Here is a 23,507-nt window from a genome sequence, read left to right on the forward strand (position 1 = left end):
TTAAAAGTAGAATTTTTTTTATGAAATACTTGTTAAGCCTTTCGCTAAATAGAATTGCAGGTTTTTAATTGGCCATTATATCTATTAATTATTTTTTCGACTATGTTGTAAAAACAAATGAATCATCATTTAAAAATGAATTCAACATTCATAAACTAATTAAATTTGATAGCAAACTGCATTTATATTCATACCCGCTCCGACAGAGGCAAAAAGCACTAAATCATTTTTTAGTAATTCATGGTTTTGAATTTTAGCTTTTCGAACCATATCAAACAAGGTAGGTACTGTTGCAACCGAACTATTACCAAAAGTATGAATACTCATCGGCATGATAAACTCTGGAATTGTATTCAGATTATATAATTTGTAAAAAGCTTTAATGATAGCCTCATCTAATTTTTCATTTGCCTGGTGAATAAATATTTTTTTTAAATCTGAAATTTGATAACCTGTTTTATCCATACATTCTTTCATCGCTTGAGGTACTTGTTTTAAAGCATATTCATATACTTTGCGACCATTCATTTTAATAAAACGCAATCGTGGATCAGAATTTGGAAAATAAGAGGGACCATTAAAAATATAATGAATCTCTTCTGTTGCATGGGATAAACTGGAGTGGCTTAATATGCCACCTAAATTGGAATCTATATCCTGGTATTCTAAAATGCAAGCACCAGAGCCATCAGAAAACAACATACTATCCCGATCATATACATCTAATACTCTGCTTAATGTTTCAGTACCAATGACTAAACATTTTTTAGCATATCCTGCTTTTAAGAAAATGTCTGCTTGAATTAATCCCTGAATCCAACCCGGACAACCAAAGATAACATCATACGGAATACATCTCTGATTCTGAATTCCAAGTTTATGTTTTATTCGCGAAGCAAGAGAAGGTACATTGTCCGTTTGAATTGTATGTTTAATGGTATTCCCATAATTGTGTGCTACAATGATCTGATCAATTGTTTCCATATCTATATTAGAATCATCAATGGCATTTTTAGCTGCTATGGCTCCGATATCAGAAGCATTGAGATCTTCTGAAGCATATTTTCGCTCTTCAATACCAGTGATTTGTTTAAATTTAGAAACCACTTCAACAGGGTCTGCTTCTATTCGGTTTCTATCTTCATTATAAAAATTATGCGTTGTAAAATCTCGGTTAGTTTTAATTTGTGTTGGCATATAACTACCGGTGCCTGTGATCACACTTTTATACATATTATTTTTTTAAGTAAATATCGTTTTATAACAGAAAACGCTTGTTTTTGAATAGTTCAAAAACTGTGAAAAAAATATTGGAATTTTGCATAGATCGATTAGGATGGCAAATTAATACTAATTTTTCTTCTGATTGCATAATTCAATTGACAATTTCAAAAATATTCTTAGCTATTTTCAGAATTATAACCATCCAATTGCTGTAACTTAAATTATATAGAGACTACAAATTGAAAAAAATTAATTTTTTAATATTATTGTTGCACAGGAGATTGGCTTTTATATTTTTGAATTGCTTCTTTTATTTTTTCAATTCGATTTTCAGGGTCTGGATGCGTACTTAATCTTTCCGGTGTGCGATTTGGACCAGAAGCGGTTTTTAGAATTTCCATGACGCCAATCATTTCTTCCGGATTATATCCTGCATCTAGCATTAATCGGACCCCAATATCATCTGATTGAAGTTCCTGATCCCTTCCATAAGGCATAGAGAAAAACTGATTCAACATGGCAGCAACACTTTGACCCGTATTTGCATCGCCAGTAGCTACAACCGCAGCACCCGATAATCCTTCAAAAAACTCATTTTGGGTAATTCGCTCACCCCCATGACGTGCAATAACATGTCCAATTTCATGGCCAAAAACACCGGCAAGCTGATCTTCATTTTTCAATTTATTAAACAATGCAGCAGTAATAAATACTTGACCACCTGGTAATGCAAATGCATTTATTACTTCTTCATCTGCCAAAAGATGGAAATCATATGAATACGGAGTTTTTTGTGCTATCGTGTTTTGAACTAGTCGTTGACCTATTCGCTTTACTAAATCCTGGCCTCTTTGATCAGCATGCAACCCACCATGTTGTTGCATCATAGCTGGGGCTGAATTTAACCCTAAAGCGATTTCTTGCTCAGGGCTGATTCCAACATGTTGATAATTACCAGTATATTCATTAAAAGATTTCGTACTGCAATATTTAAAATATGAAAAACCTGCTAATAGCAATGCCAAAATTAAGGTTCCACCGACTCTGGATCGATTCCCTCCAATGCTGGAAGAAACATTTGAATTCCCTATTCCTGTTCCCACCTGTTTGCGAAATATGCTCATCCTCTAATGATTTTGTATCAAATTTACCAATAAAAATGCCGCTGACAAAATAAAAAAAATAATTTGTCGTTATCCTGAGAATTGTAATAAATTTACAGTTCTTACTTCGCCCTATTTTCAATATTCTATTTTTAACATTATTTAATTTTACATTATGAAAAAGTATGCTCTTTTTCTGTCCTTTGGATGGATTTTATTTAGCGGGATTTTATTCCAGAATTGTAGTAAAGATGATGCAGGCGCATCTGGTCCGGCGAATCTTATGTTTGTTAATGGATTGACGGATGGAAAAGTTTCTACAGTGATCATTGCGGATTCTACAATTGTTGCTTTGACCGCGGGGTTCGGAAGCTTTAGTGCGTATAACCAAATTCAGAACGGTAGCCAATCATTTAAAATTAGAGATAATACAACAGGTTCTATTGTGGTATCCAATAACTTTAATATTTCTGGAGAAAAGAATTATACGTTGATGGCCACTGGGAACACATTAAATCCTGAACTTGTTATTCAAGAAGATAATTTAACTATTTCGGATAGCTCAAAAGGTTATATCCGTTTAATTAATCTTTCTTCAAATTCTAATCAAATGACCCTTTCAATTACTTCAGGTGCAGATCTGGTAAGTGGCGTAAACTATAAATCAAGTTCTGATTTTGTAAGTTTGAGTCCCAATAAATATGATTTAAGTATTAAATCTGGGGCAACTGAATTTGCAAAAGTGACCAATTTTAATTTAAACGCCAATAAAAAATATAGCATTCTCGTAACAGGATTGGTTGGACAAACCCCAAAAGCTAGTGTGAATTTTATAATAAATAAATAAACACTCATTGAATTTCTGGAGATTGAGAAAATCAACATTACTGAAAAGAGGATTTGTTTTTTTAAAAAAAATTCAGAAATGATTTTATTAATCTTTCCATGAACTTGAAGGATTTAGGAATAACATAAAAAAAAAGATTAAATAGGAATTTAATTTAATCCAAAAATTTGTAGTATTTCTTGTGATGTCGGTGGTTTAATACTAAGTGAAAAGCTGATTTCCTTCCAGTAATTGTGATTTGGATTAGAATTGTAGATTGTATTAATATAGTTTGAATTTATGATTGGAAAATAGATGTCTAAGACACCCGGAATGATAGTTAAGCCAATTCCTGCACTAAATAAAAATTTATTTTTATTTTCAATAAGAGATTGTTCAAAATACCCGACATCGAGATAGGGTCTTATTTTTTTACCTATGTATTTAAAAGGTAAATCCAAAGAAGTATTAAATGCTGCAATAAATTGATTGCTGTTGCCAATATTTGTTCGCTGAGCATCCCCTGTAACCAATTTGAATCCACCTTGTTTAATATAAATTTGCTGAGCCCAAATACCAGTTGTTTTTGATCTGCCATAAAAATGATCTTCATTTTGATCATCAAGATAATTTTGATAGGCTAATCCGGTAGAACCTCTGTAATAATTTGGCCTTGAGCGCGATGATATAGAATTTGAATTCCGTTCTGTATTATAGGGATAAAAAGAAATGTAAATCCTGGTATCAAAGTAGCGATCTATTTTATATCGAAATGTTTTTTTTGCAGTGAACTCTGTTAATAGCAGAGTTTGGTTTAGATCCTTGTTAATCTTTTGATTCAAATAACTTAAAGATAAATCAAAATTGGAATTTCCTAAAATAGAAGATTTGGAATAATAGAAATTCAATTTTTGAGAAATCCGATTCACTTTATCAACGAAAGCAGAATTAACACTGCTATCTTTAAATGATATATATTCATCTTGTATCCAAAATAGATTATAATCAAGCCCAGTTTTTATTTTTGAAGCTGGAATTGTTTTAAATACTATTTTGAAATAGGGATTTATTTGGTGATAGTTTAAATTTTCTTCTTTATATTTATTATAAGCATACTTTTTTAATTTTGCGCCTACACTGAATTCCCGAATCTTATGTTCTGCTAAAAACCAACGATATCCAAATTCCGATTGACCTGCTAAAGATTTGCTTTTCAAACCATAAAATGGCAATAGTTGTGCAATCCATTTTGAATTTGGAATCCAGGGTCCTGAAATTAAAACCCCGAGCATTATTCCATTATATGAATTGTTGCCTATAATAGGGGTGATGCCAATGTCTGTTTGTCTTGGTTGGTCTGTTATAGGCAGCATTCGAATTTTAAAAGCTTCCATTTTTTTAAACAAGCCTGTGGTTTTAATGTAATTATTATAGTCGTAAAGATCGAACGATGCATGATCCGGGTCAATCGCAATATATTCGTAATCACCTTTTGGAAAACTAATTTTATGGGATCCTGTAAAGCCGCTAATGAGTTTATGATTCACTTCTTTACCATCTTTGATTCCAGCAAGCATAAAGGGAGCATCTACATTTCCTAGATTTTTTATTTTAAGTATATATTCATTTTCTTGTGTCTTGACATTACAAATACTATAATCCATTTTATGGTCGCTATCCAGAAATCCATTAAATAGCCAATCTACTTTTGTTTTGGAAACGAATGTAATGATCTGTTTTAAATCCTCAGGATAGGGATGTTTGAATTTCCAAATTTCAAAATAGCTTTGCATACATTTATCAAATGTCGCCCTGCCAAGATAAGTTTCTAAATACTTAAATAATTTGGCAGTTTTCTCGTATACATCGTTTCCATAATTGTAGGGTGTAAAATTTTCTGAATTTTGATTTGGATGTTGGTCGGTTCCAGCTCTAGCTGGAACCAAATAGTCTAACTTATTGGAGGATAGAACACCTGTAATTGGTTCGAATACATTTGGAAATTGCGCAGGTTCAAATGTTTTATAATATTGTGAAGTATAGCGTTGTTCATAATAAGTATTGATACCTTCATCCAAATAAGGATGATCCCGTTCATTAGAGGCTAATACTCCATAAAACCAATTGTGTCCAACTTCATGTGTGATTACAATATCTAAATTTTCCTTTGTGTATGCCTGACCAATCGCGGTTATCATTGGATATTCCATACCGCCACCGGCATTTAAAGCGCATTCCACAGCGGTTGCTTGTGGATATGGATATTCACCTATATTATCGGAGTAAAATTTCAATGCACGATTGACATAATGAGTTGATTCTGACCATAATTCTGGATTGTTAAAAAAAGTCCAGCTTTCAATTTTTTTGCCAGATTTTAATAATACATCAGATTTTTGAACATAGAATGTTTTATCTGCAAACCAAGCAAAATCGTGAACATTTTTTGCAGTATATTGAATGGTTTTATAAGCTGAATCTGATTTTTGTTCAGGAATAAATTTATAGTTGTGTTGTTGTATTGTTTCTTTTGTTTGGTTTATTTTTTCTTCCAAAAATAAATATTCATTTTGAGTTTCTAAAATTCCAGTGGCAGCTACCACATAGTTTTTAGCTAAGGTAATTTCCACAAAGTAATTTCCAAATTCTGAATAGAATTCACCTTGATCTAAGTAGGGCATTAAATGCCATCCTTTATGATCATAAACAGCCGGTTTAGGATACCATTGAGTTAGCTGGTAGCTTTGTCCGACATGCCCTAACCTGCTAAAAGTATAGGGAATTTTTATATAAAATGGGCTGGTAATTTCAATTTGATTTCCAGGTAAAAGAGGGCTTGGTAAATTTAGCCAGGCCATTTCTTCACTATTTTTTTCAAATTGCAAGAAGCAAGGGATATTGTTTACTTTAAAATCTAACTTGTCAATGAAACCGCGATCAGAATCCAATGCCGTAAAGAAGTTTAAATCATCTTGTTTAATTTTTTGTTTTGAGAAGGATGTATTCTTGTTTTTATAGGCATTAGGCCAAAGGTGAAATCCTATTTTATCTAAAACATCAGGACTATTATTTTTATAAACTATTTTAATTTCCCCTGTTAAACTATGTTCCGAATCATTTAACTGAACTTTTATATGATATTCGAGCGCTTGTTGAAAATATGCTTTTTGGCAAATTGCAGCTAGAAATAAATGCAGGATACAAAGCGTGAAAATAATCTTCATTTTTATATGTTCTATTTACAAATGTACTCATTTAAAGGAATTTTGCATTGTAAAAAGTATCTATATGATTTAAATTAAGTCGCATTCTGTATTGATTTGCTAACAAAGGGCAAAATTTTAAACAAAGAATTATTTTATAAAAGATTGTGATTTTATTTTGAATAAAAGTTTTATTACCTTTAGCAGCCATTACAACTTTCAGCATGCGTCAATTTGAAGAAAAAGTTGAATTTTTATTAATAGAAGCAAAGAAGCTTGGTTTGTATATTGATGAATCCTTATTTTATAAAATTGCAAAAAGTCTAGGACCTGCATTATATCATCCGGATGCCTCTTTGGTAGCTACGTCGGATGCTAAAGAAATGAGCCATATAAGGTCGAATTTTATTGCAAAGAAATTGGAAATTCAGGATGAATTGTTGATAGATACCATAATTTCAGAAGTAACTGCCCAATTAGGTTTTAATAATCGGTATAAACACCGTGCTTTATTTTACTATCTTTTAGTAGAAAAATTTGGAAAAGCTTCCTTTTACAACGATTAATTTGTTATTTTATAACTATGAAGAAGGAGTCTTTTGACGCGTTTTTATTTAATAAATTTGATTTTGTTCGTGTAATTTTGTGACATGGCGCATGAATTATACGAATTACTGGTTAAAAAAATTAACCGGGAAACTGAAGATTGTGTTACTGTTGAGTTAGAAGTTCCAGCAGCATTAAAAGAGCTTTTTCTATTTACACAAGGTCAGTATCTTACTTTTGAAAAGGAGTTGGACGGTGAATCCATCAGAAGATCCTATTCAATTTGTTCGGCACCATCAGAACAAAGGTGGTGTGTAGCAGTTAAGGAAGTACACAATGGAAAATTTAGTACATTTATAAATCGGCAATTAAAAATTGGTGATCGGTTATCCGTTTTGCCACCAGGAGGACGGTTTTTTACTAAACTTGAAAAGCAGAATCAAAAATTTTATGTATTTTTTGCAGCCGGTAGTGGGATTACTCCAATACTGTCTATTATCAAAGAAATTTTATTTGTTGAACCCAATAGTTCGATTTTACTTTTTTATGGAAATCAAAAAACAGAACATATTATATTTTTAGAATCTTTAATGTCTTTGAAAAATTTGTATCCTTCCAGATTGTCCTTGCATTTTATACTTTCCAGGGAATTGATGGAAGAGCCCATGTTTAATGGGAGGATCGATGGTGCTAAACTGAAAGCATTTGCCAAAAATTTATTTGATATTCGGGAGGTTGATGAATTTTTTATGTGTGGACCTGAAACCATGATTTTAGAATTAAGAGAATCTTTGATAGCATTAGGTGTCAATATACAGAATATTCATATGGAGTTATTTGGTGTGCAAGTTCAGAAACCAAAACCTATAATTTCGTATGCATCAGAAAAAGATAGCTGTTTAGTTCGAATGACCCTAGATGGTAGAACTTTTGAATATGCATTACCGTTTAATACCGAAAGTATTTTGGATTCTGCATTGCGCCAAGGTGCGCATTTACCATTTGCATGTAAAGGCGGGGTTTGTTGTACTTGTAAAACAAAACTACTAAGTGGACATGTTGAAATGCTTGTAAATTATGGATTAGAACCAGATGAGCTAAAGAATGGTTATATACTTAGTTGTCAAGCATTCCCAACGAGTGATACGGTGGTTGTTAATTTTGATGTGTAAAATTTGACTTTTGAGTCAATAAATGGGAATAAAATTAAGCAGCGAATAATTAACCTTAATTATAAAATTATGTTTAGGCAAGATTTTGAACAACATTTTCAAGTTAAAATTGATAATGAAGAACGCATAGAACCAAAGGATTGGATGCCAGAGGAGTATCGGAAAACTTTAATTCGTCAAATTAGTCAGCATGCCCATTCAGAAATTGTTGGAATGCTACCTGAAGGAAATTGGATAACAAGGGCTCCATCATTAAAAAGAAAGGCTATTTTGTTGGCTAAAATCCAGGATGAAGCAGGTCACGGACTTTATTTATATAGTGCTTGTGAAACACTCGGAGTAGAACGCGATGAATTGCTTCAGGATTTGCATTCTGGTAAAGCAAAATATTCAAGTATATTTAATTATCCAGCAATTTCCTGGGCGGATATGGGTGCCATTGGTTGGTTAGTAGATGGTGCAGCAATTCAAAATCAGATCCCATTGTGCAGAACTTCCTATGGTCCTTATTCAAGAGCTATGATTCGTATTTGTAAAGAAGAAAGTTTTCATCAAAGACAAGGCTATGAAATCATGTTAACCCTTGCAAAAGGATCAGATGTGCAAAAAAAAATGGCACAAGATGCTTTAAACAGGTGGTGGTGGCCAAGTATTATGATGTTTGGACCAAATGATTCAGATTCTCCAAATTCTGCACAGAGTCTCAAATGGAAAATTAAGAGATTTACAAATGATGAATTGAGACAGCGATTTATAGATATGACCGTTCCACAAGCTGAATTGATTGGTTTAAAAATTCCTGACCCGGATTTAAAATGGAATGAAGTAAGAAAATCATATGATTTTGGGGATATAAATTGGAATGAATTCTGGAAGGTTGTAAAAGGCAATGGGCCTTGTAACAAAGAACGTTTAAAAGCAAGAGTGGCTGCACATGAAAATGGAGCCTGGGTGAGAGATGCAGCGGCTGCATATGCAGAAAAACATAGCAAAAATTAAGTAGTTGGATTGTATTTTTTCGGAGTGCAAACAAACGGATTTGAATATTAATATTATTGAAACAAATAGTAGTATATGAAAAATTGGCCTTTATTTGAAATTTTTATTCGAAATAAATCAGGATTAAACCATAAACATGTTGGTAGTTTGCATGCTGCAGATGCACAAATGGCGATTGAAAATGCTCGGGATGTTTATACCAGAAGACAAGAAGGAATTAGTATCTGGGTTGTTGAATCGAAACATATCATTGCATCAGATCCAGCTGATAGCGATTCTTTTTTTGAACCAGCGCAGGATAAAATTTACCGGCATCCGACGTTCTATGATTTGCCAGATGAAGTAAAGCATATGTAATCATGGATATGAAAGAAACAAAAATTCAATATGTACTGCATTTAGCGGATAATGCCTTAATATTAGGGCAGCGGTTAGGGGAGTGGTGTGGACATGGGCCAGTATTAGAACAAGATATAGCGATGACCAATATTTCGCTTGATTATATTGGGCGGGCCCGATTACTCTATCAATATGCAGCTGAATTGCAAGGTCCTGATAGTACAGAAGACCAACTTGCATTTTTAAGAGATGAATGGGATTATAAAAATTGCTTATTAGTGGAGCATCCAAATGTAGATTTTGCTTATACTGTTGCCCGGCAATTTTTTATGGATGCATTTCAGTTTCCTTATTTTATGATATTGTGTTCTATCAATGATAAAAGATTATCATCCATTGCTGAAAAAACTGTTAAAGAAACAGCGTATCATTTAAAATGGAGTGCAGAATGGATGATCCGATTAGGTGATGGCACCGAAATATCAAATCAAAAGATCCAAATTGCAGTCAATGATTTATGGAGTTTTACGGGTGAATTATTTGAATCCAGCCCGTATGAAGATCAGATGATAAAAGAAGGAATGATTCCAGATATTTCTGCGATAAAGGATCAATGGTTTTCTAAAATTCAAGAAGTATTCGAACGGGCGCATATTGTAAAACCATCCTCAGAATGGATGCAAACAGGAGGAAAATCAGGACAGCATACCGAACAATTAGGATATATTCTTGCATCGTTGCAATATATGCAGAGGGCATACCCTGGACTCGTTTGGTAGGTTCTATCGAATTTTAAAATGAAAGCATAAATAAGATTAATTCTGATGATTGAAAACCATGAAATCTAATGGATCTAAAAAATAAAATAGAATCTATTTTAGAGACCGTATATGATCCAGAAGTTCCAGTCTTGACGGTTCTTGATATGGGGATTATAAGGGATATCAGTATTGTTGATGATGTATCTGTTATAAAGATCACACCAACATATACGGGTTGTCCGGCGATGCAAATGATTGAAATGAATATTAAAGCTGCTATGGATGCAGAAGGAATAAATTGTAGAATCGAAACGGTTCTATCTCCTGCATGGACTACTGATTGGATGACTGAAAAAGGCAAGGAGAAATTAAAAAATTATGGAATTGCTCCACCTTATAAACATGCTAGAATTTCAATAGACTTATTTCAAGAAGAAGATAAAATTCAGTGCCCAAGATGTGATTCATATAATACTCTTAAAATCAGTGAATTTGGTTCAACGGCATGTAAAGCATTGTTTCGTTGCATTGATTGTAAGGAACCTTTCGATTATTTTAAATGTCACTAGAAGTTAAAAAGTATGGAGTTTATTAATTTTAAAGTGGAGCAGAATATAGCTTGGATTTATTTAAACAGGCCTCAGGTTTTTAATTCTTTTCATCGGGGAATGGCTTTGGAATTACTTGACATCTTAAGGCAAGTTGAACAAGATACAAAGATTCGATGTGTGGTTTTGAGTGGTGAAGGAAAGGCATTTTGTGCCGGACAAGATTTACAAGAAGCTACAGATCCCATGGGTCCTGGTTTGGAGAAAATAATTACAGAACATTATAATCCGATTATCCGTAAAATCAGAGAACTTAAAAAGCCAGTTATTGCTGCTATAAACGGGGTGGCTGCTGGTGCAGGTGCAAATATAGCTTTGGCTTGTGATATTGTTGTTGCAACGGAATCTGCAAGTTTTATTCAAGCGTTTTCTAAAATTGCTTTAATTCCAGATAGTGGTGGAACTTTTTTTCTGCCAAGATTAATTGGTTGGCAAAAAGCTTCTGCAATGATGATGACAGGTGAAAGAATTATGGCAATCGATGCTCTGCAAATGGGGATGATTTATAAGGTTTTTTCAGATACATTGTTTCCATCTGAAGTTGAAAAATTAGCTTTACAAATTGCATTGATGCCAACTCAAGCATTAGTATTGACTAAAAAGTTATTGAATGAAAGTTTTTCAAATACATTAGAAGAACAGCTGAATTCTGAATTAAGAACACAAATTGAATCAGGTCAAACAGACGATTTTAAAGAAGGAATACAAGCCTTCCTTGAAAAGCGGTCGCCAGTCTTTAAAGGACAATAATTAATTATGGGAAAAGCAATCATAGGAATTGTTGGTTCTGGTTCCATGGGAATTGGAATCGCTCAAGTTGCTGCTATGTCTGGTCATTCTGTTGTCGTTTATGATGTTCTGGAATCAGCCGTTCAAAAAGCACAAGTTCAGTTGCAATTGCAAGTTAATAAGCTTGCTGAAAAAGCAAAAATTAGTGTGACAGAGTCAATCGCAATAATGGGGCGTATTTATTTTTCTAATTCTCTGTCAGCATGTTCAGATTGTAATTTGATAATCGAGGCAATTGTTGAAGATTTGTCGACAAAAAAACAATTGTTTGGAGAGCTTCAAAAGATTGTTTCTGAAGATTGTATTCTTGCGAGCAATACCTCCTCTTTAAGTATAAGCAATTTAGCATCTTCCATTAATAAACCAGATCGATTTATCGGGATACACTTCTTTAATCCAGCAACAGTTATGCCTTTGGTGGAGGTAATTCCTGCCTTGCAAACCAATCCTAAGTACACCCAGGAGGTGATTGAACTCATGGAAAGTTGGTTAAAAATTCCTGTGCAAGCCAAGGATTCACCGGGTTTTATTGTTAATCGGATTGCGCGTCCTTATTATTCTGAAGCATTGCGCATTTATGAAGAAGGATTGGCAGATTTTATTACCATTGATTATGCTATGACGAGTATTTATAATTTTAAAATGGGGCCCTTTGCGTTAATGGATTTTATTGGGAATGATGTAAATTTTGCAGTTACGAAATCCGTTTGGGAATCTTGTTTTTATGAAGCCCGTTATAAGCCTTCTGTAACACAGCGAAATTTGGTTTCAGCAGGATGGTATGGAAGAAAAAGTGGAAAAGGTTTTTATGATTATTCTAATTCAACCCAGGTAGTAAATTCTGAAAGTCCAGATGTACTTCGCAATATAGCCTGGAGAATTTTAGTACTGTTAATTAATGAAGCTGCAGATGCCTGGTATTATAAAATTGCTTCCCGGGAAGCTATTGAAATTGCAATGACTAAAGGGGTTAATTATCCGAAAGGTTTATTAAGCTGGGGTGAAGAAATTGGAATTCAGCATTGTGTTCATTTTATGAATCATCTTTATGAGAATTATAAGGAAGAGCGATATCGTTGCAGTCAAGGCCTAATTAGAATGATGTCCTAATCTTTTTTTAGTAGAAATCAAAAGGGTATTCACTAGGAAGAACGCTATAAGATGTTAACCTGTATAAGGTTTTTAAATACAAATGGAATATTCATTCTTTATTGCATTAAAAAATATTATTCTACTTTTTTCAACAATGATTTTTCTCCATTTTTTGAAGTAATTAGCATCGCAGCATTTTCAATGTAATATTTTCCTAAATGAACCGTTTCCGATTTACCGTTTTCTAGACTTGTGAAATAAAGTTGATTTCCAATATTATACCAAAATACATTTGGCAAAGCTTTATATTCAGATTGGGATTGGCCAAGAAAATTGGAACCACTTATAGTAGTTTGCGAACCTCCATCACCAACGTTACCATTTTCAAATAAAATTAAAATTTCTTTGTGCGTAGTTCCCATATAGTCACTACCAGTACCCGAATTATAGATTTGTTCTTTGGCCCAGATCCCAATAAGTTGAGGATTGTGATTGGCTTCTTTTGGAAATTGAAATGAATTTTTTTTCTCATTTGATTTTTCATCTGTGTTAATGGCTCGTTCCTTTTTATCTAAAATGACTTCCATAGTTTTTATATTTCCAGGTACATCTAAGCGTAATTCTAATTTTAATTTTCCGGAATGAAAGCTTGCATTTAAAATAAAATTAATTCCCAAATTCTGTTCTATTGCATTGCCAACTAATTTTCCATCAACTACAGAAGCTGTAATAATATATTTTTGTTGGCTATCCTGCATATTGCCCGTATAAATTGTTAACTCGGTTTCCAGGAGTTCCAACTTTAATGGATCCTGGTTAATGATTCCAGTATAACTGCCGGAATAATTGATTTGTGAATAACCGGCATTCAAATTTATGTTAAGCAATAGTAGGATTAAGTAGCATTGTTTCATAGTTTAAATTGTATTGTTACAAAGATAAATGCTTTGTTTAGAGAGTTTGATTAAATTTGAATTAAAATAGAGTAATTTATATGGAGAATACTAGGGCTTCAAAGATTATCGATCAGATGTATTTAAATGATCCTTTTAGTTTATGGTTAGGCATACAGCGGATGGAAGAATATGCAGGTTATTGCAAATTAAAAATGATCGTTAGAAAAGAAATGTTGAATGGATTTGGAATTGCACATGGAGGCATTACTTTTTCCTTAGCAGATAGTGCACTTGCTTTTGCGTCAAATGCTTATGGACAGCAGGCAGTTTCAATTGAATGTTCTGTGAATCATATTAAGCCAGTACAGGAAGGGGATTGTTTAATTGCTGAAGCAAAAGAAAAATCACGGTCTAAAAGATTGGGTATTTACGAAATTAGTGTTACAAATCAACTTGGAATATTAGTAGCATTATTTGGCGGTATGGTTTTTATAAAGGAAACGGAATGGGATCTAGGTAGCTAAAAATTAAATTTTAATTAGAGGTATGCTTACCATTGAATTTTGCAAATTATAAAACAAAAAAGACCGACTAAATTTAGCATTCAGCCGGTCTTTTTAGGATCTAATTGAATTTAAAAATTAGGCACTCCTTCCTAACCACCATCCAACAAATGCAGCAGAAATTGCCCACATAATAGTTTGAATAAGGACATCAAGAAATACTCCGTTTAATGTGGTTATATTTGAAGTAGCATACATTATTAAGTCAAATCCCAGGCTAAACAATAAACCTAATAAGGCACCTGCTTTTGCACCACCAATAAAGGTATTAATGCCTGCCCAATTGCTAAAAATGTAAGCAACTAAATAACCGATTACAACATTTCCCAATGCTAATGCCCAAAAGACCATTTGATCATCTGCCCGCATTACACCGGTTGCAGAACCGCACATTCCTGCCAGTGCATCTTTGAAGAGTATACCATAAAATAGCCATCCCAAAAGAAAGGAAGATAAACCTCCAATTACCGCAGCAATAATAGTTTTTGTGTTCATAAAATTGATTGTTTTGTTAAAAGAAATCGTTTTGTCATTTCAAATATACAAATATCAATATATGATTGTGAATAAATTTTAAATAAAAAAACCGCTATAATGATTTACAGCGGTTTATATATTAAAACAATATTTAATATTATTTTTTAGTTACCAATTTGACATTTAAATCAAATTCGTCGTAAATCGTTTTATCTCCTAAGTCCTCAAAAAATGAACCAGAGCCATATTTAATATTAAAATCTACACGGTCTATTTTAATTTCTGCATTGGCAGTTTTCATTCCATTTTCATCTTTTACAGTTGCAAGAAAGCGGATTGGTTTTGTGGTTCCTTTCAGCGTTAAATCTCCTGTAATTTTATATAAACCTGGGCCTTGAGCTGCTGCATTTGTAATTACTAATTTAGCGGTTGGATACTTTGCTGCTCCAAAAAAATCATCACTTTTTAAATGACCTATTAGTTTATCTGCATATTCACCACTTAAGTCAGAACAACTGATACTTGTAATATCAATCTCAAATGAACCACCTACTAATTTATTGCCATCAAATTTTAATTCACCAGATTTTAAATTGATCAAACCTGAATGTTTACCAGTTACTTTATGACCAGTCCAACTCATGGAGGATTGTTTTAAATCCACTTTATGTGTTACTGCAGCTGGTTTAAAAGCTATTAGTGTAAATCCCAATATACCTACAATAGGTATTAATAAAAGCATTTGTTTCATCGTTATTTTTTTTTAATTAGAGAATAGCAATTAAAATACAAATTGAAGCAAAATGGTTTTATAGAAGCAGGCGAATTATTGGTATTTAACTTGATTTTAACGTATTTGTAAATCAAACTTACCAGTTTAAAGATCTTTGATAGAACAAATGCAATTTATTTTGGGATACACCGATTTTCCAAGCAATTAAAGTTAATAGATTAACTATTTGAACACGAATCCAAGAGTTTTTATCATATTTTCTGGCCGATACTTTAATTTCATATGGAATTATTTTGAAAGTAAACCCTTGTTTTTTAGCACGTTCAACAAATTCGAAATCTTCCATTATGATCATGTCATCTTTAAATCCATGACAGCGTTCAAAAATTTGTTTTCTAATCATCAAAGACTGATCGCCACCTCCAGACCAGATCGTATGAAATCGAGTCAAAAAGCTGTTTATTCTTAATAAATGTTTTTTTGAATCAAATCGATAACGATAACATGCTAAATCAACTCCATTGCTCAAGGTATTTTGAATATGGTAACAAAAATTTTCATGATTTTCGACATCTGCATGTAAAAAGTATAAGAACTCTCCGGTTGCTTGTTGGGCTGCCAGGTTCATTTGGTAGGCCCTCCCTTTTTTGTGACTTAAAATCACTTTTGCTCCTGCCCGTAGCGCTTCTGATCTCGTGTTGTCGTTGCTTTGACCATCGCTAACCAAGACCTCTGCTACGTGAGCATTCGCTGCTTTTTTTATATTTGCAACCAGATTATAGATCTTTTTCTCTTCATTATATACGGGTATAATTACAGAAATTTTGATAGCTTTTTGAGACATTTCTTACTTTAAGTTTAATATTTTATATTGAACCAAAATTAAAATAAATTATTAATAGGTATTAGGCATATTATATTTGCAATATTAATTTTTAAATTATGAATAACCATTATTATAATGCGAGTGATTTGGGAAAGTTTGGCGATATCGGTGAATTTAAGAAAAATGTAGCTGATAAGTTTTTTGCCTGGTATGGCGAAGTATTCGTGGAAGGTGCCCTTACAGCCCGTGAAAAGTCAATTATTGCATTGGCTGTTGCACATGCTGTTCAATGCCCATATTGTATTGATGCATATAGCACAGATGCCTTTGAAAAAGGCTATAGTGAAGCACAAATGATGGAAGCCGTGCATGTTGCAGCGGCAATTCGGGGTGGCGCATCTTTGGTTCATGGCGTTCAAATGATGAACAAAGTGAAAGCAATATCCATGTAATTAAACTCTTGAATTAAATCTACAACATGAAAAGTCTAAAGGCAATGCATCATGCACTGGCTGAATCGGGTTATCAAATTAATTTGTTAGAGCAGGAAGCTAATTTAATTCCATTTACGGAAAAATTAATTCAATCTGATTTATATCCACTAAAACCTACAGATCTTGAAATATTTCAGATCAATGTAGGAAAAATGTGCAATCAAACCTGTAAACATTGTCATGTTGATGCGGGTCCAGATCGAAAAGAAATTATGACCCGGGAAACGATGGAACAATGTCTCGATATTTTAGCAAACAATCGACGATACAAAGCAGTTGACTTAACTGGAGGTGCGCCAGAAATGAATCCGGATTTCAGATGGTTTGTTACGGAAATTCATAAACTAAAAATACATGTGATGGTTCGATGTAATTTGACCATCATTGTCGCAAATAAAAAGTATTTTGACCTGCCTGATTTTTTCAAAATAAATCAAGTTGAAGTAATTTCTTCTTTACCATTTTATACTAAAGATCGCACCGATAAACAACGCGGAGATGGAGTTTTTGAAGATTCCATTCGGGCATTAAAAATGTTGAATGAGGTTGGCTATGGTGCAGAAGGATCCGGTCTAATATTAAATCTGGTATACAATCCTGCTGGAGCATTTCTTCCAACGGATCAATCTATTCTGGAAAAGGAATTTAAAAAATCTTTAAAAACAGATTTTGATATATCATTTAATAATTTGTTTACAATTACAAATATGCCAATCAGTAGATATCTTGATTACCTTTTAGTTTCTGGTAATTATGAAAGCTATATGAATAAATTAGTGCAATCGTATAATCGTATTGCTGCTAAAAATGTAATGTGCAGAAATACCATAAGTATAGGTTGGGATGGCTATATCTATGATTGTGATTTTAATCAAATGTTAGATTTAAAAGTAAATGCTTCAGCTCAACATATTCGGGATTATAATCATGATAATTTATTAAATCGGGAAATTGTTGTAAACCAACATTGTTTTGGATGTACTGCAGGATCTGGCAGCAGTTGTGGAGGTGCTGTTGTATAGTTTAGAATTTAAAATTCTTTTATGTTTGTTCGCGCCCTTTAGGAGTGGAAATTCATTTATAGGAGAACTTTCCCAAGCAAATCAATCAATTCAAAATCGAGTCAGCGGAATTCTTTATAAATTCATGTTAGAATGTTTAAGTACCGTCGGAAAATATTGCATTTGTTTATTTGATAGTAGCTTTGTCTGCGATTTGGATTTTGAAAAGAAGTTTTTTTTATATTATAAAAAATCTTAATATGAAAGATTGTTTTATTGTAGATGGTATCCGAACTCCTATTGGGAAATTGGGAGGGAGCCTAGCATCTATTCGTACAGATGATCTGGCAGCTTTAGCTTTAAATGCATTGATGCAAAGAAATTCAAATATTGATTCTGAGTTTATTGATGATGTGATCTTAGGTTGTGCCAATCAAGCAGGAGAAGACAATAGGAATGTTGCAAGAATGGCTTTGTTACTTGCTGGCATTTCATGGAAAGTACCTGGAGAAACGGTGAATCGTTTATGTGCGTCCGGACTGGCAGCTGTAATTAGTGGATATAGAGCGATATCCATGGATCAAGGGGATTTAATCATTGCAGGTGGGGTGGAAAGTATGACCAGAGCACCCTATGTAATTTCAAAATCTTCAGCTCCTTTTGGAAGAGATGCAGAATTGGCAGATAGCAGTTTTGGCTGGCGTTTTATTAATCCTAAAATGAAAGCCTTATATGGTACTGATTCCATGGGTGAAACAGCTGAAAATCTTGCATCCAGATATAAATTAAGCCGGGAAGTTCAGGACGCTTTTGCATTTGCTAGTCAGCAAAAAGCTTTTCAATCACAAAATTCAGGAAGGTTTGATAAGGAAATTCAGCCAGTCGAATTAAGATTAAAAAATGAACTAAGTACTATTTTTAGTAAGGATGAATTTTTAAAACCATCCACTAGTCTGGAAGGTCTTGCAAAATTAAAACCTGCATTTAAAAAAACAGAAGAAGGAGGTAGTGTGACTCCAGGAAATGCATCAGGATTGAATGATGGAGCTGCAGCCCTATTATTGGCATCTGAATCGGCTATTAAGAAGCATTCCTTAAAGCCAATGGCAAGAATTTTAGCTGCAGCTGTTTGTGGTGTAGAACCTAATATCATGGGGATTGGACCCGTGCCTGCCTCCTTATTAGCTTTAAAACGTGCGAACCTTACTTTGGAAAATATGGATATTATTGAATTGAATGAAGCATTTGCTGCACAAGTATTGGCTTGCTTACAGGAATGGAAAATTGAATTCAACGACCCTCGTTTGAATCCAAATGGAGGCGCAATTTCTTTGGGCCATCCATTAGGAATGTCTGGAGCAAGAATTTTATATTCAGCAGCATTAGAGTTGGAATTGAGAAAACAAAAATATGCATTAGTAACAATGTGCATTGGAGTTGGTCAAGGCTATGCTTGCGTTATTGAGAATTGTAATATCTAATTTTTAGAATCAAATTTCAATGCTGATTGAATTTTTAGAATATTAATTTTTAAATTTAGCAGTTGTAAAATTATATGTTTTACATTTTAAGCTTTAGCAATTCATCGAACCTAAATAAACTTAATTTAAATGCAGAAGAAAGAACAATTTTTAAAAACGGAATACATTCATTTAATTAAGCAATTAGATCCATTGGCAGAAAGGAAATGGGGTACGATGAATGTGCAACAAATGATTGAACATATGTCAGATGCATTTCGAATGGCAAATGGAAAAGATGTTTATACAGGAATTCTGACTCCAGAAGAAAAATTACCAAGAGTACAAGCTTTTGTATTATCGGAAACACCGTTTAAGGAAAATACAAAAAATGTATTAATGTCGGAAGTACCAAAAGATGTTAAATTTGGAACTATAAATGATAGTATAGCCGAATTAGAGTTTGAACTGAATGGTTTTGTTGCTCAATGGGAAGCAAATAAGAATCAAACTATTAGAAATCCATTTTTTGGTGATTTAGATTATAATCATTGGGTTTCCTTATTATATAAACATTGTTGGCACCATTTAAATCAATTTGGAGTATATCAATAGTTAATTAAAACAGAAATAAGAACAATATTATGAAGCTTAATAATTTTGCATTAGGAGCCTGGGTTGAAGGTGATGGTGAAGGGCAATTACTCTACAATGCAATCACAGGAGAACTTTTAGGATCCGCAAGTAGTAAGGGTTTGGACTTTGGCAGCATGATTGAATATGCTAGAACGAAAGGTGGTCCAGCTTTGCGAAAAATGACATTTCAGGAACGGGGAAGAATGCTAAAAGCACTTGCTTTGCATCTTACAGAAATGAAATTAAAATATTATCCAATTAGCTTTAAAACAGGTGCAACAAAAACAGATAGTTGGATTGATATAGATGGCGGAATTGGAACCTTATTTGCGTACGCTAGTTTGCGTAAAAAATTTTCGAACCAAAAATTTTATGTAGATGGAGATATGATTCCATTATCTAAAACTGGAAGTTTTATTGCCCATCATATCATGGTCCCTAAAGAAGGTGTAGCAATTCACATAAATGCTTTTAATTTTCCTGTTTGGGGAATGCTTGAAAAAATTTCTGTAAATCTGCTGGCGGGTGTACCCGCTATTGTCAAGCCTGCAACGATTACTTCCTATTTGGCAGAGGCGGTTGTTAAAGATATTATTGCTTCTGGAATTTTGCCAGAAGGATCATTGCAATTAATTTGTGGTTCTGCACAATCCATTTTAGATCATGTAAGTAATCAGGATGTGGTAAGCTTTACGGGTTCTGCTACTACTGGAAAATTATTAAAATCACACCCTCGAATTCTTTCAGAATCTGTACCATTTACGATGGAAGCAGATTCATTAAATGCTTGTATTTTAGGAGCGGATGTAAAACCGGGGAGTGCAAATTTTGAAATTTTTATTAAAGAGGTACATCGGGAGATGACCGCAAAATGCGGACAAAAATGTACCGCTATTCGAAGGATTATCGTTCCTTCAGCCCTTGTGGAGGATGTTCAAATTGCTTTATCACAAAAATTGAAAAATACAGTTATTGGAAATCCGGATCGGGAAGAGGTAAGAATGGGTGCATTAGCAGGAAGCATTCAACTTTTAGAAGTCAAAGAACGGGTAGCACAATTAGCAACTTTTACACCCATTGTATTTGGAAATTTGAATACTGTAGAAGTAGTTGGTGCAGATCCAAGTAAAGGGGCATTTTTGTCTCCGATTTTAATGCTCAATGAAAAGCCGTTTGAAAATAGATTGACACATGAGTTGGAGGCTTTTGGACCGGTTAGTACGATCTTACCTTACCAGGATTTGGAGGAAGCGATTGCTATTTCAAAATTGGGGAAAGGTTCTTTAGTTTCATCGATAATTACAAATGACCAAAACATAGCTTGTGAATATGCTTTAGGTGCAGGATCATATCATGGTAGAATATTAATATTAAATGAGCGATGTGCTAAGGAAAGTACCGGGCATGGATCTCCAATGCCGATGCTTGTGCATGGTGGCCCTGGAAGGGCTGGAGGTGGTGAAGAAATGGGCGGACTTCGAGGGGTAAAACATTATTTACAGCGAGTTGCTATTCAAGGTTCACCGGAAATGATAAGTTCTATTTCACAAGTATATCAGCAAGGTGCAAAATCCAATGAAAGTGAAATTCATTTGTTTCGAAAATATTTTGAAGAGCTTTTTATAGGGGATCGTATCACTACAGCAGGCCATACTGTTAGTGAAACAGACATTACAAATTTTGCAAATGTAAGTGGTGATAATTTTTATGCCCATATGGATGCCACTTCTTTAGAAGGAACCTTATTTAAAAGTCGGGTTGCTCATGGTTACTTTATTTTATCCAAAGCAGCTGGATTATTTGTGGATGCAAAGAAAGGTCCTGTGCTATTAAATTACGGAATTGATGAATGCAGATTTACCAAACCGGTTTATCCTGGCATGACAATTTTTGTAAAATTAACTGTAAAAGAAAAAATGGATCAAGAAAGTTCCATTAAAATTCCAAACAAGGAGCATCCGGAAATTATAGATCATGAAGTGCCTTGTGGAATTGTGAGATGGTTGGTAGAAGTTTTTGACCAAGACAATGATATCGTGGCAATTGCAACCATTTTGACAATGGTGAAAAAGAAAATTTAAATATTAATTAAAACATAGAACTATTCAAAATATCCTTTGCTTTCTACTTTATTTGAAAAAAAGTTTAAAAAGATCACCACAAACAATAAAAATAGAATTGCTTGAATGCAAACTAATAATTTACCAAAAGGTGTAACTGGATGAAAATCTCCTAAGCCCATGGAGGATGCAGTCGTAAAGCTAAAATAAACAGAATCATACCAATTATCTAATGGTTTATTGAGATGATCACCGGATGCATAAAAGACAGCAAATGCCAGAATAATTTCTATGTAATTTAGAAATACCAATAACATAGATCTTCTGTAGGATCTTGTTCGAGTCATTGTATCTGATGCAAAAATTAAGGTTGGTATATATAAAATGGTCTCTAAAACTAACCATATTTGAAACCAGAAAAAGAAACTATTGTGTTCTAATTGAAATTTTAAAATAAATATAGGAAAACAAACTTTTGTCAATACAAGTGCGTCAACAGCTAAATCTTTATAATGAATCCCTTTTTTTTCAAAATAATGCTTTATATAACTTCCCGGAAATAGAAACTGAGAACTTGCTAACAGCAAGCGTACAATTTTTTCAAGTCCGATATCATTATGATGTTCATTTTCCCAAATAGATTTAACATTTCGTTTTCTGCGGTCAATTACTTTAGGAGTCGATTTTTGCTCAAGATTTGGTTTACCGAGGATTAGTTTTTTAAAAAACGCCTTCATAATCTAGTTATATAAATTTATTTGAAGTTAATTTTTTAGGTGTCATTCCAAATTGTTTTTTAAAGGCTTCTATAAAATGACTTGTATTGCTATAACCAATTTCGTAAGCTGCTTCTTGAACCTGGTAATCACCACTTAACAATAATTGTTTAGCAATTTCTAATTTATGGGCCATTAAAAAATGGTAGGGTGCAATTCCATAAATTTCTTTAAAACCTGATTTAAGTTGAAATTCATTTAATTGAACTGCTTTGGAAAGTTCTGGAATCGTTGGTGGATTTTTATATTCACTTATCAAAATATCTTTTGCATTTTTAATTTTTCTAACAGTTGCTTCATTTTTCAAAAATGGACAATGTTCAACTTGTTGTGGTTTTTCCAGATATAATAGGCTAATGATTTCAAGAATTTTGGCATTGTAAAATAATCGGTTTAAGTCTGGATTATTACTTTTTTGTGTCAGCTGATTTAAAACCAAAAGTAGTTCTGATTCAATTTCGATTTCTTCATAAGTTTTTAATTGTGAATCAAAGAGCTTAAAAACAGAAGCAGATTGGTGTCCAGGCACAAATAATTGATGTAATTTTTGTAGGCTTAAAGAAATATGAATAATATGTCCAGGATCGCTGGATTCCAAAATTGTTGATAAATCGGCTTCAGGATTATAGATTATAAAGGCTTTACCCGCAGCAAGTAACCTTGAATATACCGGACCAAAACGGAACAGTACACCGGTTTGAAGACAAAATAAAATATGGACTTTTGATTTTCCAAAAATATAAGTCCCCCTTTGAAGGATATGTTCTGGCTTAATTATTTCTAAAAAAAGTTCGGCGTCTTCAAAGCAGTTAATCGAATTTCCGTTTTGGGTATTTTTCCTACTCAGCATGTTGGGAGTTAATAGCGTGTGAATACATATTTAATAGGTTTTAACATATAAGCATTGATTTCATAAATTGATT

At 33.3% G+C, this 23,507-nt stretch carries 24 protein-coding genes; 15 read left to right on the forward strand and 9 right to left on the reverse strand.

The window, feature by feature from the left end; translation table 11 throughout:
• Positions 1-159: 159 nt before the first annotated feature.
• Positions 160-1,233 carry a ketoacyl-ACP synthase III gene (locus IPO86_06140; GenBank protein MBK9727682.1) on the reverse strand — a complete coding sequence of 358 codons (1,074 nt, stop codon included), beginning with the start codon at positions 1,231-1,233 and terminating at the stop codon, positions 160-162.
• 254 nt (positions 1,234-1,487) lie between these two features.
• Positions 1,488-2,348: a M48 family metallopeptidase gene (locus IPO86_06145; protein ID MBK9727683.1), complete on the reverse strand. Its 861-nt coding sequence runs from the start codon at positions 2,346-2,348 to the stop codon at positions 1,488-1,490.
• A gap of 154 nt (positions 2,349-2,502) precedes the next feature.
• Here IPO86_06145 and IPO86_06150 point away from each other — a divergent pair, with 154 nt between their 5' ends.
• Positions 2,503-3,174 carry a DUF4397 domain-containing protein gene (locus tag IPO86_06150; GenBank protein MBK9727684.1) on the forward strand — a complete coding sequence of 224 codons (672 nt, stop codon included), beginning with the start codon at positions 2,503-2,505 and terminating at the stop codon, positions 3,172-3,174.
• A 149-nt stretch (positions 3,175-3,323) separates the two neighbouring features.
• On the opposite strand, the gene IPO86_06155 is transcribed toward IPO86_06150, so the two are convergent.
• Positions 3,324-6,377, reverse strand: a complete 3,054-nt coding sequence (locus IPO86_06155; protein ID MBK9727685.1) for a M1 family metallopeptidase — start codon at positions 6,375-6,377, stop codon at positions 3,324-3,326.
• A gap of 203 nt (positions 6,378-6,580) precedes the next feature.
• Between IPO86_06155 and IPO86_06160 the strand changes: the two genes are divergently transcribed.
• The 8 genes from IPO86_06160 (at position 6,581) to IPO86_06195 (ending at position 12,680) form a co-directional block, all read left to right on the forward strand.
• Positions 6,581-6,922 (forward strand): DUF2853 family protein, encoded by a 342-nt coding sequence (locus IPO86_06160; protein MBK9727686.1) that lies wholly within the window; start codon positions 6,581-6,583, stop codon positions 6,920-6,922.
• Positions 6,923-7,006: 84 nt separating this feature from the next.
• Positions 7,007-8,074, forward strand: a complete 1,068-nt coding sequence (locus tag IPO86_06165) for a 2Fe-2S iron-sulfur cluster binding domain-containing protein (protein ID MBK9727687.1) — start codon at positions 7,007-7,009, stop codon at positions 8,072-8,074.
• Between the two features lie 69 nt (positions 8,075-8,143).
• Positions 8,144-9,073 carry a 1,2-phenylacetyl-CoA epoxidase subunit A gene (gene paaA / locus IPO86_06170; protein ID MBK9727688.1) on the forward strand — a complete coding sequence of 310 codons (930 nt, stop codon included), beginning with the start codon at positions 8,144-8,146 and terminating at the stop codon, positions 9,071-9,073.
• Positions 9,074-9,148: 75 nt separating this feature from the next.
• Entirely contained in the window at positions 9,149-9,430 is a 282-nt protein-coding gene (gene paaB, locus IPO86_06175; protein MBK9727689.1) for a 1,2-phenylacetyl-CoA epoxidase subunit B, read from the forward strand.
• 8 nt (positions 9,431-9,438) lie between these two features.
• Positions 9,439-10,191, forward strand: coding sequence for a phenylacetate-CoA oxygenase subunit PaaC (gene paaC / locus IPO86_06180; GenBank protein ID MBK9727690.1), 753 nt, complete (start codon positions 9,439-9,441; stop codon positions 10,189-10,191).
• A 68-nt stretch (positions 10,192-10,259) separates the two neighbouring features.
• The gene (paaJ, locus tag IPO86_06185) at positions 10,260-10,742 is read left to right on the forward strand and encodes a phenylacetate-CoA oxygenase subunit PaaJ (protein MBK9727691.1); all 483 of its coding nucleotides are present in this window, start codon (positions 10,260-10,262) and stop codon (positions 10,740-10,742) included.
• A gap of 12 nt (positions 10,743-10,754) precedes the next feature.
• Positions 10,755-11,531, forward strand: a complete 777-nt coding sequence (locus IPO86_06190; GenBank protein MBK9727692.1) for an enoyl-CoA hydratase/isomerase family protein — start codon at positions 10,755-10,757, stop codon at positions 11,529-11,531.
• Positions 11,532-11,537: 6 nt separating this feature from the next.
• The gene (locus IPO86_06195) at positions 11,538-12,680 is read left to right on the forward strand and encodes a 3-hydroxybutyryl-CoA dehydrogenase (GenBank protein MBK9727693.1); all 1,143 of its coding nucleotides are present in this window, start codon (positions 11,538-11,540) and stop codon (positions 12,678-12,680) included.
• Between the two features lie 116 nt (positions 12,681-12,796).
• On the opposite strand, the gene IPO86_06200 is transcribed toward IPO86_06195, so the two are convergent.
• Complete coding sequence (locus tag IPO86_06200) at positions 12,797-13,576, reverse strand: hypothetical protein (protein ID MBK9727694.1); 780 nt, start codon at positions 13,574-13,576, stop codon at positions 12,797-12,799.
• Between the two features lie 80 nt (positions 13,577-13,656).
• On the opposite strand from IPO86_06200, the gene IPO86_06205 reads away from it, so the two are divergent.
• Entirely contained in the window at positions 13,657-14,082 is a 426-nt protein-coding gene (locus IPO86_06205) for a hotdog fold thioesterase (GenBank protein MBK9727695.1), read from the forward strand.
• Between the two features lie 117 nt (positions 14,083-14,199).
• Here IPO86_06205 and IPO86_06210 read toward each other — a convergent pair whose 3' ends face one another.
• The 3 genes from IPO86_06210 to IPO86_06220 form a co-directional block, all read right to left on the reverse strand.
• A complete protein-coding gene (locus IPO86_06210; GenBank protein ID MBK9727696.1) occupies positions 14,200-14,616 on the reverse strand; it encodes a hypothetical protein in 417 nt (138 codons plus the stop codon).
• A gap of 139 nt (positions 14,617-14,755) precedes the next feature.
• A complete protein-coding gene (locus IPO86_06215) occupies positions 14,756-15,349 on the reverse strand; it encodes a YceI family protein (GenBank protein MBK9727697.1) in 594 nt (197 codons plus the stop codon).
• Positions 15,350-15,467: 118 nt separating this feature from the next.
• Entirely contained in the window at positions 15,468-16,175 is a 708-nt protein-coding gene (locus IPO86_06220) for a TIGR04283 family arsenosugar biosynthesis glycosyltransferase (GenBank protein ID MBK9727698.1), read from the reverse strand.
• A 98-nt stretch (positions 16,176-16,273) separates the two neighbouring features.
• Here IPO86_06220 and IPO86_06225 point away from each other — a divergent pair, with 98 nt between their 5' ends.
• The 5 genes from IPO86_06225 to paaZ all read left to right on the forward strand — a co-directional run bounded on the left by IPO86_06225 (position 16,274) and on the right by paaZ (position 21,829).
• Positions 16,274-16,609 carry a carboxymuconolactone decarboxylase family protein gene (locus tag IPO86_06225; protein ID MBK9727699.1) on the forward strand — a complete coding sequence of 112 codons (336 nt, stop codon included), beginning with the start codon at positions 16,274-16,276 and terminating at the stop codon, positions 16,607-16,609.
• 26 nt (positions 16,610-16,635) lie between these two features.
• Positions 16,636-17,673 (forward strand): arsenosugar biosynthesis radical SAM protein ArsS, encoded by a 1,038-nt coding sequence (gene arsS, locus IPO86_06230; GenBank protein ID MBK9727700.1) that lies wholly within the window; start codon positions 16,636-16,638, stop codon positions 17,671-17,673.
• A gap of 239 nt (positions 17,674-17,912) precedes the next feature.
• The gene (locus tag IPO86_06235; protein ID MBK9727701.1) at positions 17,913-19,133 is read left to right on the forward strand and encodes an acetyl-CoA C-acyltransferase; all 1,221 of its coding nucleotides are present in this window, start codon (positions 17,913-17,915) and stop codon (positions 19,131-19,133) included.
• A 129-nt stretch (positions 19,134-19,262) separates the two neighbouring features.
• A complete protein-coding gene (locus tag IPO86_06240) occupies positions 19,263-19,727 on the forward strand; it encodes a hypothetical protein (protein MBK9727702.1) in 465 nt (154 codons plus the stop codon).
• Positions 19,728-19,756: 29 nt separating this feature from the next.
• Entirely contained in the window at positions 19,757-21,829 is a 2,073-nt protein-coding gene (gene paaZ, locus IPO86_06245; protein ID MBK9727703.1) for a phenylacetic acid degradation bifunctional protein PaaZ, read from the forward strand.
• Positions 21,830-21,849: 20 nt separating this feature from the next.
• On the opposite strand, the gene IPO86_06250 is transcribed toward paaZ, so the two are convergent.
• Both IPO86_06250 and IPO86_06255 read right to left on the reverse strand, forming a co-directional pair.
• Positions 21,850-22,545 (reverse strand): two pore domain potassium channel family protein, encoded by a 696-nt coding sequence (locus tag IPO86_06250; GenBank protein ID MBK9727704.1) that lies wholly within the window; start codon positions 22,543-22,545, stop codon positions 21,850-21,852.
• Positions 22,546-22,552: 7 nt separating this feature from the next.
• The gene (locus IPO86_06255; GenBank protein ID MBK9727705.1) at positions 22,553-23,434 is read right to left on the reverse strand and encodes a helix-turn-helix transcriptional regulator; all 882 of its coding nucleotides are present in this window, start codon (positions 23,432-23,434) and stop codon (positions 22,553-22,555) included.
• Between the last annotated feature and the right edge of the window lie 73 nt (positions 23,435-23,507).

Source organism: Saprospiraceae bacterium (assembly GCA_016717265.1).
Classification (GTDB): Bacteria; Bacteroidota; Bacteroidia; order Chitinophagales; family Saprospiraceae; genus Vicinibacter.